The 15,928-nt window shown below is 36.9% G+C and carries 16 protein-coding genes; 7 read left to right on the forward strand and 9 right to left on the reverse strand.

Going from position 1 to position 15,928, the window contains the following annotated elements; all coding sequences use genetic code 11:
• Positions 1-5 precede the first annotated feature (5 nt).
• Together RGQ13_RS10550 and lrp are read right to left on the reverse strand one after the other, a co-directional pair.
• The gene (locus RGQ13_RS10550) at positions 6-2,540 is read right to left on the reverse strand and encodes a DNA translocase FtsK 4TM domain-containing protein (RefSeq protein WP_348389713.1); all 2,535 of its coding nucleotides are present in this window, start codon (positions 2,538-2,540) and stop codon (positions 6-8) included.
• A gap of 88 nt (positions 2,541-2,628) precedes the next feature.
• The gene (lrp, locus tag RGQ13_RS10555; protein WP_348389714.1) at positions 2,629-3,114 is read right to left on the reverse strand and encodes a leucine-responsive transcriptional regulator Lrp; all 486 of its coding nucleotides are present in this window, start codon (positions 3,112-3,114) and stop codon (positions 2,629-2,631) included.
• A gap of 177 nt (positions 3,115-3,291) precedes the next feature.
• On the opposite strand from lrp, the gene ald reads away from it, so the two are divergent.
• From ald to infA, 5 genes are all read left to right on the forward strand, one after another.
• Positions 3,292-4,407 (forward strand): alanine dehydrogenase, encoded by a 1,116-nt coding sequence (ald, locus tag RGQ13_RS10560; protein WP_348389715.1) that lies wholly within the window; start codon positions 3,292-3,294, stop codon positions 4,405-4,407.
• Between the two features lie 187 nt (positions 4,408-4,594).
• Positions 4,595-5,557 (forward strand): thioredoxin-disulfide reductase, encoded by a 963-nt coding sequence (trxB, locus tag RGQ13_RS10565; protein ID WP_348389716.1) that lies wholly within the window; start codon positions 4,595-4,597, stop codon positions 5,555-5,557.
• 13 nt (positions 5,558-5,570) lie between these two features.
• Positions 5,571-6,278: a leucyl/phenylalanyl-tRNA--protein transferase gene (gene aat, locus RGQ13_RS10570; protein ID WP_348389717.1), complete on the forward strand. Its 708-nt coding sequence runs from the start codon at positions 5,571-5,573 to the stop codon at positions 6,276-6,278.
• A complete protein-coding gene (locus tag RGQ13_RS10575; RefSeq protein ID WP_348389718.1) occupies positions 6,275-7,027 on the forward strand; it encodes an arginyltransferase in 753 nt (250 codons plus the stop codon). The genes aat and RGQ13_RS10575 overlap by 4 nt, the downstream gene beginning before the upstream one ends.
• A gap of 85 nt (positions 7,028-7,112) precedes the next feature.
• Positions 7,113-7,331, forward strand: coding sequence for a translation initiation factor IF-1 (gene infA / locus RGQ13_RS10580; protein ID WP_011043571.1), 219 nt, complete (start codon positions 7,113-7,115; stop codon positions 7,329-7,331).
• 293 nt (positions 7,332-7,624) lie between these two features.
• On the opposite strand, the gene RGQ13_RS10585 is transcribed toward infA, so the two are convergent.
• Entirely contained in the window at positions 7,625-8,803 is a 1,179-nt protein-coding gene (locus tag RGQ13_RS10585; RefSeq protein ID WP_348389719.1) for a multidrug effflux MFS transporter, read from the reverse strand.
• A gap of 106 nt (positions 8,804-8,909) precedes the next feature.
• Between RGQ13_RS10585 and RGQ13_RS10590 the strand changes: the two genes are divergently transcribed.
• Entirely contained in the window at positions 8,910-10,019 is a 1,110-nt protein-coding gene (locus RGQ13_RS10590; RefSeq protein WP_348389720.1) for an arginase family protein, read from the forward strand.
• A 261-nt stretch (positions 10,020-10,280) separates the two neighbouring features.
• Here the strand turns inward: RGQ13_RS10590 and RGQ13_RS10595 are convergent, their stop codons facing one another.
• The 6 genes from RGQ13_RS10595 to clpS form a co-directional block, all read right to left on the reverse strand.
• Positions 10,281-10,778 carry a hypothetical protein gene (locus RGQ13_RS10595; protein WP_348389721.1) on the reverse strand — a complete coding sequence of 166 codons (498 nt, stop codon included), beginning with the start codon at positions 10,776-10,778 and terminating at the stop codon, positions 10,281-10,283.
• A gap of 19 nt (positions 10,779-10,797) precedes the next feature.
• Complete coding sequence (locus RGQ13_RS10600; protein WP_348389722.1) at positions 10,798-11,418, reverse strand: hypothetical protein; 621 nt, start codon at positions 11,416-11,418, stop codon at positions 10,798-10,800.
• Between the two features lie 415 nt (positions 11,419-11,833).
• A complete protein-coding gene (locus RGQ13_RS10605) occupies positions 11,834-12,079 on the reverse strand; it encodes a hypothetical protein (RefSeq protein WP_348389723.1) in 246 nt (81 codons plus the stop codon).
• Between the two features lie 82 nt (positions 12,080-12,161).
• Positions 12,162-12,434, reverse strand: coding sequence for a hypothetical protein (locus tag RGQ13_RS10610; protein WP_348389724.1), 273 nt, complete (start codon positions 12,432-12,434; stop codon positions 12,162-12,164).
• A gap of 253 nt (positions 12,435-12,687) precedes the next feature.
• A complete protein-coding gene (clpA, locus tag RGQ13_RS10615; RefSeq protein ID WP_348389725.1) occupies positions 12,688-14,952 on the reverse strand; it encodes an ATP-dependent Clp protease ATP-binding subunit ClpA in 2,265 nt (754 codons plus the stop codon).
• A gap of 84 nt (positions 14,953-15,036) precedes the next feature.
• Positions 15,037-15,357 carry an ATP-dependent Clp protease adapter ClpS gene (clpS, locus tag RGQ13_RS10620; RefSeq protein ID WP_348389726.1) on the reverse strand — a complete coding sequence of 107 codons (321 nt, stop codon included), beginning with the start codon at positions 15,355-15,357 and terminating at the stop codon, positions 15,037-15,039.
• A 245-nt stretch (positions 15,358-15,602) separates the two neighbouring features.
• Here clpS and cspD point away from each other — a divergent pair, with 245 nt between their 5' ends.
• Positions 15,603-15,815: a cold shock domain-containing protein CspD gene (gene cspD, locus RGQ13_RS10625; RefSeq protein ID WP_348389433.1), complete on the forward strand. Its 213-nt coding sequence runs from the start codon at positions 15,603-15,605 to the stop codon at positions 15,813-15,815.
• Positions 15,816-15,928 lie beyond the last annotated feature (113 nt).

The raw sequence follows: 15,928 nt of genomic DNA on the forward strand, positions 1-15,928 counted from the left end.
ACTTCTTAATTTTTTACCGGTGGAGGTGCTATTACCTCTCTATTACCATTATGGCCAGGACTACTTACGACGCCATTGGCTTCCATTTGTTCAATAATTCTTGCAGCTCTATTGTAACCAATTCTGAATTTTCTTTGTACACCTGATATAGACGCACGACGAGATTCTGTTACATGCATTAATGCTTCATCATATAATGCATCACTTTCTTGGTCTTCACCTTCTGCAGCTTCACCTGGGAGCAAAGTATCTTCAGTGGTGTCCCCTGATAGTATTTCTTCAATATAGCGAGGCTTGCCACGAGCTTTCCAATCATTAACAACCGCATGTACTTCATGATCATCAACAAAAGCACCTTGGGCACGTGATGGGACACTGGTTCCTTGTGGTAAAAACAACATATCACCATTACCTAAAAGTTGTTCTGCCCCTTGCTGATCAAGGATAGTTCTAGAATCAATTCTAGATTGTACAGTAAGAGCCATACGCGTAGGAATATTGGCTTTAATCAAACCAGTGATAACATCTACAGATGGACGTTGAGTCGCCAGAATAAGATGAATGCCTGCGGCACGAGCTTTTTGTGCAATTCGAGCAATTAACTCTTCAACTTTTTTACCAACAATCATGATCATGTCAGCAAATTCATCCACTACTACAACGATGCTAGGTAATTTATCAAGCTCTGGAGCAGTTTCTTCCATACTATCGCCTGGCTTCCAAAGTGGATCGACAATAGCTTCACCTTTTTCTTTAGCGGCCATTATTTTTTGGTTGTAGCCCGTTAGATTACGCACACCAAGAGCCGACATTAATTTATAACGACGTTCCATTTCGCCAACACACCAACGCAATGCGTTCGCAGCATCTTTCATATCGGTGACTACTTCAGACAATAAATGCGGAATACCTTCATAGACAGAAAGCTCCAGCATTTTAGGGTCGATCATAATGAAGCGTACATCATCCGGTGTAGATTTATACAACATACTAACAATCATGACATTCACGACCACAGACTTACCAGAGCCTGTAGTACCAGCGACTAACAAGTGCGGCATTTTAGCTAAGTCAGCAATGATTGGGTCGCCAGCTATGTCTTTACCAAGTACCATAGTGAGTGAGGATTTTGAATTGACAAACACCTCGCTTTCTATAACTTCACTTAGGCGTACCATTTCACGATGCTTGTTCGGAATTTCAATACCGATAACAGATTTACCAGGTATAACTTCAACAACTCGAACACTAGCGGCAGATAATGCCCTCGCTAAATCTTTTGATAAGCCAGTAATTTTGCTGACTTTTACACCTGGCGCTAAATCAAGTTCAAAACGTGTTATTACTGGCCCTGGAAATACGTCTACAACTTGACAGATTACACCATAATCTAATAATTTAGCTTCAACTAGGCGGCTAACTTGATCAAGTTCTTCTTGTGAAATAGGGTTTTTTGTTCGATTAGGTTTATCAAGCAAATCAATTGTTGGCATGCCTTTATAACGTTCAAGCGGATTTTCATCAGCTTTTGCTGTTTTCTCTGCTGTAGATACTGATTTATTTTCGATAATATCGTCATCTTCAACATCAATTTTATCTACGGTTTTAAATGCAGCATCTAATTCATTTTCACCTATATTTTCATCTAGGTTGATGATCATAGGTTCATCAATTAAATCATCAATTTCAACAAAACCATCATCAGCAATCACAGGATCGGCTCTGTTGTCTTCATCAATTGAAATAGTTGGTGAGCTCTTCGCACTACCAAATAATTGCGCGGCTAAATCAGCTTGCGCACCAATGGTTTCATCAACATCAGCTTTTTGAACGTCTTTAGTCTTAGCTAGATCTGCATCTTCTTTAGCAACTGTCTTATTCTTTTGTTTGTCAGCGGTTACAGGAGTGGAATTAAAATGCTGTTTAAAACCAATAAGCAGAGATTTAATTAGTAAAGCTAACTTGATCACATGCTCGCCAATGAAATCAACTATGGTAAATAAAGATAAACCGGTTAATAACACAAACCCTGAACATGTTAATACAAGAAACAGTAGACTTGAGCCAATGAAGTTAAAATATGGCAATAATGAATAAGAGATATAATCTCCTACAATGCCACCCGCAGAAAAATCAAATACATCATCAAAATTCATACTGGCTATAGAGGTTAAACCTATATAAAACATCATAAAACCAATAAATTTTAACCCTAAGGTAAAAAAATCAATGTCTAGTAGATAATGAATGCGCTGGAATAATAACCAACCGATGATAGCAAAAACAAAAGGCAAGCTATAAGCAATGCTGCCAAAGGCGAATAAGAATATGTCTGATAGGTATGCACCAAAAGCACCACCAGCATTATTAACCGTGGCATGGTATGCCGTTTGCGACCAACCTGGATCAGCAGGGTCAAAACTTATAAGGGCAATGATTAAGTAAAGGGAGAATATACTGGTAAAGATCAGGCCCGCTTCTAATAAGCGTTGCGTACCAGTGAGTTTTAATGATTCTTTAGCTGCCAAAGTCGCATCCATGAATTTGTAATTATAATTGTTGTTATTTATACCTACCAAAATAGCAGATTATTACGCTAGATAAAATATCTAAACTAGGTAATTATGACTATCTATAGTTAATTGGTAGTTTATTACCCGATTTTACTTCTTCCATAACAACGTAAGTCTTGCTATCACTTACTGAAGGCAATGTTAGCAAGGTATCACCAAGTAAGTTTCGATATGCTTGCATATCTGACACTCGGGTTTTCAATAAAAAGTCGAAACTGCCTGAAACCAAATGACATTCTTGAATTACTTCAAGATCCATTACCGCTTTTGAAAACTCTTCAAACACATCTGGCCCTGTCCTGCTTAATGATATTTCTACGAACACTAGCAGTGCAGCATTAAGGACATTAGGGTTTAAATTTGCACTATAGCCCGTGATAACACCCTCTTGTTCAAGTTTTTTAACACGCTCTAGACATGGAGTTGGACTCAACCCTACTCGTTTAGATAATTCAACGTTAGATAAACGCCCATTATTTTGAAGTTCGACTAGAATGTTTTTATCTATTCGATCAAGTTTTTTATTTTCAGATAGCATCATATAGTTTTTAACTCTGTCAGATTTACATTAATCAACATTTAATCCTTCATACTAGCAAATAACGATATGTAATTCTTTAAATGCCTATATATACTAGCTTTAAATAAAACAAATAACAATTCGTAGCATATTCAACTATGAATTTAACATTACAACAAAGATAGCGAGACATTAATTATGATTATCGGTGTACCTAAAGAAATTAAAAACCATGAATACCGTGTAGGTATGGTCCCTGCAAGTGTTCGTGAACTAATTGCTCACGGCCATGAAGTATTTGTTGAAACTAATGCGGGTAATGGCATTGGCTTTTCTGACGCTGATTATGTTACTGCTGGTGCAACAATATTAACTACCGCAAGTGATGTTTTCGCTAAAGCTGAAATGATTGTTAAAGTAAAAGAACCGCAAGCTGTTGAACGTGCAATGTTACGTGAAGGCCAAATTTTATTCACTTACTTACATTTAGCCCCAGATCTTGCTCAAACAGAAGACTTGATCAAATCAAAAGCAGTTTGTATCGCTTATGAAACGGTTACTGATATTCACGGTGGTTTACCTCTTCTTGCTCCTATGTCTGAAGTTGCTGGCCGTATGTCTATTCAAGCCGGTGCACAAGCATTAGAAAAATCTAACGCTGGTCGCGGTATGCTACTTGGTGGCGTTCCTGGTGTTGAACCAGCTAAAGTTGTTGTTATTGGTGGCGGTATGGTTGGTAACAATGCTGCACAAATGGCTGTAGGTATGGGTGCTGAAGTTGTAATCCTTGACCGCAACATAAACGTATTACGTAAATTAGATGCGCAATTTGGAAACAAAATAAAAGCAATCTACTCTACTGCTGATGCTCTTGAAAAACATGTATTAGAAGCTGATTTAGTCATTGGTGGTGTTCTTATCCCAGGCGCTGCAGCTCCTAAACTTGTTACAAAAGAACATATCAAGAACATGAAGCCAGGTTCTGCCATTGTTGATGTTGCAATTGACCAAGGTGGTTGTATTGAAACTTCTTACGCTACAACTCACGCAGAACCGACATTCATCGTAGACGATGTTGTTCATTACTGTGTTGCTAACATGCCAGGTGCTGTACCACGTACATCTACTTTCGCATTAAATAATGCAACATTACCGTTTATTATTAATTTAGCAAACAAAGGCTATAAAGAAGCGTTATTATCAGATAACCATTTCTTAAATGGTCTTAACGTTATTAACGGTAAAGTAACTGTACGTGAAGTTGCGGAAAACCTAGGTTTTGAATTTGTTGAGCCTAAAGTTGCATTAAGCTAATTTCAGACGATAAATTTTGTGGCTTAGTACGGCTAAGTTTACAAATTAAAATAAAACGAAAAGCGTAGTTTTTAAAACTACGCTTTTTTTTATTGTTCCTATTGCATTTTTTGCCTATCATCCCAATCAATTAATAATATCGAATCAATAGCGTTATCGCTAATATCAAATACACTTGGAGTTTTTCATGAGTGATGTAAGACATTGCCCTCTTCTAATTTTAGGCTCAGGCCCTGCAGGTTATACTGCCGCGGTTTATGCAGCGCGTGCTAATTTAAATCCAGTAATGATCACTGGTATGCAACAAGGTGGTCAATTAACCACGACCACCGAAGTTGAAAACTGGCCAGGTGATGCCGATGACTTAACTGGTCCTGCATTAATGGAGCGTATGCAAAAACACGCTGAAAAATTTGATACAGAAATTATTTTTGATCACATTGATGATGTAGATTTTTCTGAAAAACCTTACAAATTAAAAGGCAGCTCAGGTGAATATACTTGTGATGCATTAATTATTTGTACTGGTGCTTCTGCTCAATACCTTGGTTTAGAGTCTGAAACAGCATTTATGGGTAAAGGTATCTCAGCTTGTGCAACTTGTGATGGTTTCTTTTATCGTAACCAAAAAGTTGCGGTTGTTGGTGGTGGCAATACGGCTGTTGAAGAAGCGCTGTACTTATCAAACATTGCCTCTGAAGTTCATTTGATTCACCGTCGTGATACGTTCCGTAGTGAGAAGATTTTAACCGCTCGTCTAATGGATAAAGTTGCTAACGGTAACATCGTACTACACACCGATCGTACTTTAGATGAGGTGTTAGGCGACAACATGGGTGTAACAGGTTTACGCTTAAAAGAGACTAATAGCGAAGTAACTGAAGAAATTGATGTAACTGGTTGTTTTATTGCTATTGGCCATAAACCTAATACAGATATTTTTGCGGGTCAGCTAGACATGAAAGATGGTTATTTAACTATTCAAAGTGGTACAGCAGGTAACGCTACTTTAACCAGTAAAGAAGGTGTTTTTGCCGCTGGTGACGTAGCCGATCATATTTATCGTCAAGCAATCACTTCAGCCGGCGCCGGTTGTATGGCGGCATTAGATGCTGAACGCTACTTAGATGCGTTACACTCAAACGTATAACGGATAAAACATTATGAGCCAGTATCTTTACACCTTAGATGATAAAGAGCTGGCTTTTCCTCCGCACCAATTTGCACTTAATGAACCCAATGGATTAATTGCCATGGGCGGTGATTTATCTCCACAACGATTAATTCAAGCTTACACTAACGGCATATTTCCCTGGTTTAATGATGGCGACCCTATTTTGTGGTGGTCCCCAGATCCTAGAGCAATAATTAAAGTTGCTGATTTAAAGGTAAATCGTACATTAAAAAAATTTATCAACAAGTCTTCCTATAAAGTCACACTAAATACATGTTTTAACCAAGTAATTGATATATGTGCAGACGCACCTTTTCGAAGCGATGACACTTGGATTTTGCCAGACATGCTCAACAGCTATAAACAACTTCACCATCAAGGCATTGCCCATTCAATAGAAGTTTGGCACGAAGATAAATTGGTTGGGGGCTTATATGGAGTAGCCATAAATGGCTTTTTTAGTGGTGAATCTATGTTTTATACTAAAACAAATGCCTCTAAAATTGCGCTTGTTGCCCTAATAAATTTGCTAAACTCTATAGGAGTAGAGTTTATTGATTGTCAAATTCAAAATCCATTCTTAGAAAGCATGGGCGCTATTGAAATAACTAGGGATGAGTTTTTACATTTAAAAAGCAATGAACTTAAAAAGGCTATCACAAATGGATTTTGGCTCAAAAGAGAACTAACGATTTGAATGAACCTAAAAAATATTTTCAGTTTGGCTTAACCAAAACATTTCCCTGCAATTATTTAATGACCGAAAAAGAAAGGTTAATTGTGGTTACAAATGTAGAAGAGTTAACTAGTGAAAACTATGAGCGACTTCTCATGTCTGGCTTTCGTCGTAGTGGCGAGCAAGTATATCGGCCCCATTGTGAAAATTGTAACAGTTGTGAGTCTATTCGCTTACCCGTTAATGAATTCTCCCCTTCTAAAAGCCAAAAACGCATTAGTGCAATTAATAAAGACTTAACCGCACGAGTGGTTAAGACACCTCGTCCAGAATACTTTAGCTTATATCAACGTTACATTGATAACGTTCATAAAGATGGTGCTATGTACCCTGCTAACTTTGAGCAATACGAAAACTTTATTTTTAGCTCACGTGTTGACCAGTTGTTTTTGGAGTTATATTTAGAAGAAGAACTTATATCAGTTGCTGTTTGTGATAATTTACCCTCAGCTTTGTCAGCCTTGTACACATTTTTTGATCCTAACTTGTCGAAAAGATCATTAGGTAAATTTTCTATATTGAAACAAATTGAATTAAGCAAAAAAATGCATAAAAAGTTTTTGTATTTAGGCTATCAAATTGATGAGTGCGCTAAAATGAACTACAAAAATCAATACTTCCCACATGAACGTCTCAAAGATGATAATTGGCAACGTACCACAAACAAACAAAATCTACCTTCTGATTTACAAAAACATCCAAATAAATAGTGGTTTATCTTTACAATCAGCTCACTTTTCGGCATTATCTCGGCAGCAAAATTTTATAGTACAATTTATAGAGGTTTAACGCCCAATGGCGAAAGAAGAAAATATTGAAATGCAAGGTACAGTGTTAGATACACTGCCTAATACTATGTTCCGTGTTGAATTAGAAAACGGTCACGTTGTTACAGCACACATCTCTGGAAAAATGCGTAAAAACTACATTCGTATTTTAACTGGTGATAAGGTTACTGTTGAATTAACGCCTTACGACTTATCAAAAGGTCGCATTATTTTCCGCGCCAGATAATAGTTACTTAAAAGGTGAACGGTTGTAAAAACTAATCGTCTTTTAAAAATCAAAAATTTTAAAGCCCAGCTAAATTAGCTGGGCTTTTTTGTTGCAGGTGCAGATGAATGGGGTCAGACCAAAACCTATTTATTTTAATAGGGTTTTGCTCTGACCCCAGTTCGATGTAACCGAAACTAGTTAAAGCTTGACTACGTCACTACGCACTAATAAATTCACGCTAACCAAACTCCTAAACCCGGTTGGTCCGAATTTATTCGGACGTCATCCCCGAAGGGCTATTTATTCGGACGTTAAACAAGAACTGCCCGCCTGCCCTTTGCAGAAAACCAAATGATCATCATTGGCGCAAACAACAGCATAAGTAATGCGATTTGTTCGCTAATTGTGATTGGCAGCATTTGCACCAAACCAACCAAGATAGCCGCACCACTCATTTGCATAAATCCGAGTAACGCAGAAGCTGTTCCTGCTTTGTCTCCAAACGATGCTAACGCTTGACCCGCACAAGTGCCCATAACAAGTGAAAAACCAATCGAACTTAACATTACAGGCAACATAAATGCCACAGGTGTATGTAAAGGTTGTAAAACTAACATTAATAAACCGCCACCAAATAAAGTTAACAAGCCAAGACTGATAGTTCTTGCCGCACCTTTTCTAATTAATATTTTAGGCGCGGTTACACACGCAATGATATTTATAACCGCATTTAGGCTAAACCAAAACACAAATTCATTTTGGCTCAATTTTAGCTCAACCATTAACCAAGCAGGAGAACTACTCACATAAGCGAGTATTACTCCCATAGCGATCATAACTACAAAGGCATGAAATAAAAAAACTTTGTGGCATATTATGCTTTTATAGCGAGACATTTTGAATGGGTTAATTAAACGCCTTTGATTAACGGGAGTTTGATTAGTTTCAATTAGATAATAAGCAATGAGTAAACCAGCAACCACAGCATATAAGATTAAAAATACGAAGTTACTTTGCCAATTAAAGGTTTGAGTTAACCAACTACCTAAAATTGGCGCTAACGCAGGTATACAGCAAATTAAACCATTTAAATAGCTATACATGATACCACTTTGAATGGCATCGAATTTATCCCTAACCACTGAGAATGCTGCAACAGCAACAGCGCATGTACCAAACCCCTGCAATAATCGTGATATAAGATGTAATTCAATCGTCGCAGCATAAACCGTTAATAATGAAGATAATGCATATATAACTATCCCTATAAGAGCTACTGGCTTACGGCCATATTTATCTGTTAAAGGGCCAGTAAACAGTTGTCCTAATCCCATACTTAGCATGAATATAGAAATACTCCACTGCATGGTTGGTAATGAAACAGAAAAATTATCCGCCATTAGTGGCAATGCAGGTAAAAAGATATCAATGGCTAAAGGGCTAAATATCACCATGAGCATTAATACCGGTAGCATTTTAAGTTTGTGCATTTGGGAACCAGGAAATTAAAAGGGGTCTATTATATAGTAAGAAAAAACAAATTGTCGACGAATGACCAACGTCTGACTCATGGTTAAATGTAATAGGCAGATTAATATGAAAGCATTACAAGACAGTTTACTGACTACAATAAAATCATGCTTATGCCCGCCTGGTGATGGTGTTTATACAGTAAATACCGCGAAAGAACGCAAACAACAATTACAACAATCTATTTATCAACAAACTGAACGAATAGATTTAGCTTGGCTAAAATCCCTCGAAACATTACCCCAAAGCAATAATGCTGTGATGTTAGGTATAGCCTCTGATTGTGGTGGCGGCATTTTAAGAGGAGCAAATTGGGGACCGTTATTTTTACGAGCTACATTACACGAACAGTCTCCAGAACTTAGCTATTTTGATATCGGCGACGTTAGAGTTAATCCGCATTTATTGCATGATAAGTACTTGAATGAATTAACCATCAGTAAATGTCGTGATGCATTTTATCAAGATAATAACGCCAAATACCCCGTTAGCCCTTTATCTATTACAGAATTAGTGGCCGATGAATTTTATGCTACCTACCCTGACAAAGGTTTGTTTGGTATTGGCGGCGATCACTCCATTAGCTACCCATTAACTAAAGCTTATCTTAAAGCTAAGTTGCAGCAAGACAAAAGAGTAGCAATTATTCATTTTGATGCACACACCGATTTGTTAGTTGATCGTCTTGGTATTGATTTATGTTTTGGCTCCTGGTGCACCCATATTTTAAAATACTTGCATAGCCCTACACACTTAATTCAAATTGGTATTCGCTCGAGCGGAAAACCGAAGGCTCACTGGGAAAGTAAGTTTGGTGTTACCCAACATTGGGCTAAAGAAGTACAAGAACTTGGCGTTGAGTATGTTATTGGAACAATTTTAAAACAACTGCAAGACGAAAAAATCGATGAGCTTTATGTGAGCTTTGACATAGATGCCATCGATTCTAGTTTTGTTTCAGCTACAGGAACACCTGAGCCTGACGGACTCACTCCCACTGAAGCGATGGATATTTTAAAAGCCTTGGCAGAGAAGTATCCGATAACAGGTGCAGATATGATGGAAATAGCGCCGTTTACCGATACTAGTGGAGAAGGCATTAAAAGTTCTCAGCAAACTTTAGCTGTTGCTGCAGAATTGTCGGCATTCCTTCTAACTAAAATGTCGGAAAATTAGCACTATCACTGAAGAAAATCATATCTCGTTGAATAAAGGGATATGATAAATTTTGCTGCACGAAAAGTTCATTTCCTGAACTTGTTTCAGGATCTTCAATTGATCTGGAAAGTGCCACTAACTGCCATACGACACTAGAAAAAACATACCGTCATCCCACTGTGCTTTTGAGTGGGATCTCGTCCAGTTTTAAGGTGACTTAATTCGGCAGCTTTGTGCCATTAAGAGACAGTCGAATTGATTAGGCCGAATAGAGTGATATTAATGAACAGCCCCATTCCCAGCAAAAACCATTGCCGTTAAAACAGTAACTGTGCCTAACACTATATCTACAGGCATTGAGACAAGTAACAAAGTTTGTGTTGGATAACTGTACCAGTTTCGATATCTATGTTCTAAAAAGAGTTGATCACCTTTTTTTGTAACATCGAATGTTATGAATTCATCATCTATAAGTACAGTTAAAATTCCTTGACTGGAATTAAGCCATTTAATTTGATTAGTATCAAATTCAATATTTTGTATTACCGAGCCATTCTCAGCCGACTGAAGGTTCGTAAAAGGTAAGTAGTCGCCACGAAACAACTTGTCCGATACGATAAGGTCTGAATCAGTTAGTGAAACTTTCTTACTACTTTCATGATCTACTGTAACTGTTCCATGTGTAGCTCTAGCGCCAATACTGGCTATGTGAGATGAAGAGACACAGCCAGATAGCCATAGAAAACAAATTATAAAAAATAAGAATCTCTTACCCATATTATATTCTTCTCTTACATTAAGCTTTCCAATCAATTAGTTCAATCTCCAGTTCAGGTATGTTTTTATTGATAAGTTCATAGAGCAAAATACGTCTTGGAGGGGCATCTTTATTGGAGGGCATTCTTGTTCTAATGGATTCCATTTCAGAACCGTTAATTTGAACAGTCCCGCTACATACTTCTACTGCATCTGACCAATAGTTATCTGATGTAATCAGTTCACACGAATAGTTATCTATTACACTAGCGGCTTCTTCTTGAGATGCACTCTCATTTTCAGCTTCTAATAAAAACCTTTCGCTTGTGCCTTCAACTAACCATTTGCTGTATACATCCAAATTATCTGTACCTGAATAATGTGAGCAACCACCAGAGCTTGTTAATTTGAGATTAGTTGCAATAACAACATTATCTGTATAATCATGATGAATGACTTCAATGCTCTTGCCATCAAGGCTGCTTAGTGAAATCGATGCAATTTTCTCATCCAATTTTTCAATTTCCCAAACTGCTAATTCCCCAATTCCTATTTCTAAAGGTGCTACACAAGAACCTCCACCACCATCTGAACCACCTCCATAGCAAGAAAAGAGGTTGGTAAAAAAAATTAGTATGAATATAAATTTTATTTTTTGCACAGCGTTAGATTCCATTCTACAAAGTAAAAGTATATGTTTGGTAAGCGTTCGAATAAGCCTGTGAGTCTTTGATTACATTACAAAACTAAATAACAGCCCTGCAAAAAGTAATTCCGTAAAGCTAATGAAAAGGTAAAGTAATAAATGACATCAAAACAATGAATATAATTAAAGCATAATGATGTGAATATGAATTGTTAATAAATGTTAAATGAAATGTAAGAACCATTATCTGGCTTATGTTAATTATTGTGGCGTTACTCAAGCTCAGCATCGAATTACTAATGGCCGCTTATCGCTCATTGCAGCCCGTGAGCTTTTGATTACATTACGTTAATTCATTGAACGGTTCAACTGTGCCACAAGCGAACATCTAACAATTATGTAAGTATCAATTGGGTGTATTGATATTGCTTTATTTAGACCGTTTTAGTAAATAAATTAATTTTTCTTTAAAGAGAAAGGCAATAATTGCCAATAAGATTAAGAGTCCAAGGAATATCTTTATACCGTACTCAGGCCAAATATATTGAGCAAGACCATATAAGGCTCCCATTGCAATAATGTATGCTATTTGTACAACTGCCATTTTCCAGCCTGATCCCCAAACTATCAAAGCGGCACAAATTATAAATCCAATGATTATTTCAAAGTCACCCATAGAATCTTCCTAATATTAAGAGAACTTTAAACACTTTTGATTTTGTTGAACCATTCTATGTCTGCTGATCGCTCTTAACAGACTATTTTAAAACGATTATTGAAGCAATTAAATAAAACAATAATGTTAATGATGTCATTCTGAGTAACAATCTTATCGGCTTGTTTAGCTTAAACGAACCAGCCACATGCCCTAAAAGTAGAACAAGTCCCAAAATAATATTAGGTAGATAATCGTGTTGCATTGAACCAATTAGCAATAATAAAATAGCTAGTAACATACCATATCCATAGTATGAGTTAGTTGCCATCCCCTTTGGCTCAGCACAAATAAAATCTAAAAATTTAAAATTCAATATCTTCACCATATAAACAAACTACTTATGTGAGTTCGCCAACTTCAGCTCATCGCTCAAAGTAGCCTTCCACAACCGCAACAACTTGTTGATTTACAATAACATCAAGTAAAGAGATGATACAAATAGAATCGTTGTTCAGTAGAATAATTGAGTGGAATAAATATTAACATTTTGTAGAACTGTAAAATATAAAAAGGGACCGATAAGGTCCCTTAATGAAATGCTAGAGCTTTGTAGTATTAAAATGACATTACTGAGAAACAAGTTCTTTTTTAGGTTCAACAATAACGTCTAAACTATCAGATTTTTTGTTTACACAAACTTTCGCAACACCACCTTGCATTAAATTACCAAATAGAAGTTCATTAGCAAGAGGCTTTTTCAATTTCTCTTGGATAAGTCTAGCCATAGGTCTCGCACCCATAGATTTGTCATAACCATGATTAGCCAGCCAAGTTCTAGCATCTTTAGACATTTCCAAAGAAACTCCCTTACCATCAAGTTGCACTTGCAATTCAACAATAAATTTATCTACAACCTGTTCTACTACTTCATTTTCTAAATGGTTAAACCAAATGATAGAGTCTAAGCGATTACGAAACTCAGGCGAAAATACGCGGTTAATTTCGCTCATTGCATCATGACTATGATCTTGTTGTCTAAAGCCAATAGATTTGCGCTGAGTTTCTTGTACACCTGCATTAGTTGTTAATACTAAGACTACATTTCTAAAATCGGCTTTACGACCATTATTATCAGTTAGGGTACCGTGATCCATAACTTGTAATAATATATTGTAAATATCGGAATGAGCTTTCTCAATTTCATCTAGCAACACAACAGAATGTGGATGTTTAATGACAGAATCAGTTAATAAACCACCTTGCTCAAAACCAACGTAACCAGGAGGCGCACCAATTAAGCGACTAACCGCATGTTTTTCCATGTACTCTGACATGTCAAAACGCAATAATTCAACACCTAATTGCTTGGCTAATTGTTGAGTCACTTCTGTTTTACCAACCCCAGTTGGACCTGAGAATAAAAATGAACCGATTGGCTTTTCTTCAGCACCAAGCCCTGCTCTGCTTAATCTGATCACCGATGTTAAGCCATCGATTGCTTCATCTTGACCAAACACTACCATTTTTAAGTTACGGTCAATATTCATCAAGTTATCTTTTTCAGTGGATGAAACAGACTTTTCAGGGATACGGGCGATACTGGCAACAATCGATTCGATATCACCGATATTGATCACTTTTTTACGTTTTGCTGCCGTAACAAGTTGCTGTTTAGCTCCAGCTTCATCAATAACATCTATAGCCTTGTCAGGTAAGAATCTGTCATTGATGTACTTTGCAGAAAGCTCTGCTGCAGCTCTTAAGGCTTTGTTTGAATATTTAACACTATGATGCTCTTCATATCTTTCCTTTAAGCCCATCAATATTTTTGTTGTTTCATCAATACTGGGTTCATGAATATCAATTTTTTGGAATCGACGAGCAAGTGCTCTGTCTTTTTCAAAAATTGTTTTAAATTCTTGGAATGTAGTTGAGCCCATACAACGCAATTTGCCTGAAGACAATAATGGTTTAATCAGATTAGAAGCATCCATCATGCCGCCAGAGGCAGCACCTGCGCCAATTATGGTATGAATTTCATCAATAAATAAAATAGCGTGTTTATCTTTTTGTAACTCTTTTAATAACGCTTTAAAGCGTTTTTCAAAATCACCACGATACTTAGTACCAGCAAGCAATGCGCCCATATCTAAAGAATAAATGGTTGCATCAGCTAATACTTCTGGGGCTTTATTTTCAACAATTAATTTGGCTAACCCTTCAGCAATTGCGGTTTTACCGACACCGGCCTCACCAACAAATAAGGGGTTATTTTTACGGCGACGACTTAAAACTTGTACAGCCCTGTTTAATTCATTCGCTCGACCAATCATAGGATCGATTTCGCCTCGAGCAGCTAATACATTTAAGTTATCAGCATACGCATCCAAATTTTTAGATTCATCTTCAGGCGTTACTGGTTGCTCTAAACTTGGACTAACTTCTTCTGGTTGCAGATTTTTCGCAATGCCATGCGAAATATAATTAACGATATCAAGTCGAGTAATATCAGATTTTTTAAGGAAATAGGCAGCTTGAGATTCTTGTTCACTAAAAATAGCGACTAAAACATTGGCACCATTAACCTCGGTTTTACCAGAAGATTGCACATGAAAAACTGCACGTTGCAAAACTCGTTGAAATCCTAATGTAGGCTGAGTTTCTCTATCATCATCACCTTGTGGAATAACTGGCGTTGTTTCTCCGATAAAGTTCAGAATTTCCATTTTTAACTTGTTGATGTCACCACCACAAGCATTTATAGCATCTACCGCTTCCGGGTTTTCTAATAGCGCTAACAACAAATGCTCTACCGTCATAAATTCATGGCGAGAATCCTTCGCCTGACGAAAAGCTAAATTTAACGAAATTTCCAAATCTTTATTCAACATAGGCACACTCCTGAGACTCTATACTTCTAAACTAGTACTAACACGGGGAAAAACCAATATATTTCTGAAACTTTTTTGTCCTTACTACACCTTTTCCATGGTGCACATCAATGGATGCTGATTTTCACGTGCATAACGGCACACTAAATCAACCTTAGTTTCTGCAACCTCGGCACTGAAAATGCCGCAACTTGCTTTACCTTTATAATGTATTGTCAGCATGATGTCAGTAGCTTGATCACTGTTCATGCCGAAAAACTTACTTAATATTTCCACAACAAAATCCATGGGCGTGTAATCATCATTTAATAAAATTACCCGATACATCGATGGACGCTTAAATTTTTCTTTTTCAATTTCCAGCGTCTGAAGATCACCCTCAAGCTCTTCTTTTCTCTTACCCATACTCAAATAATAGCCTTAACTTTGTGTTCTGTAGAATTCTTTTTGTAAAATAAATGTAAAAAAAACCAATGATTTAACTTGACTATTCTACAGAATTATCTAAATTTTTATAAGTGACTAATTTTTAGACACAAATTGTTCGTATTTATTGCAAAAAATTAATAACGAAGTATGAATTAAATTTAATCATGCTTAGGCCAGTAAATATAACAAATTACCGATTCATAAAGAAGGAAGTTAGTAATATGGCAAACGGTACAGTGAAATGGTTTAACAACGCAAAAGGTTTTGGTTTTATTTGTCCTGAAGAAGGTGGTGAAGATATATTTGCTCACTACTCTACAATTGTAATGGACGGTTACCGAACATTGAAGGCTGGTCAACACGTTGATTATGAACTCAACCAAGGTCCCAAGGGACATCATGCGGCAAGTATAAAACCAACAGACTGCGAATAACACATCAAAATGTGTTAAACAAAATAAACACCTAAGGGTGTTTTTTTGTTTCAGGGAAGGAATAAATTAGAATTTCCTGTGACTAACAGGTGCAGATATGTGGGGTCAGACTG

Origin of the sequence: Thalassotalea psychrophila, assembly GCF_031583595.1 — a bacterium.
Classification (GTDB): Bacteria; Pseudomonadota; Gammaproteobacteria; order Enterobacterales; family Alteromonadaceae; genus Thalassotalea_A; species Thalassotalea_A psychrophila.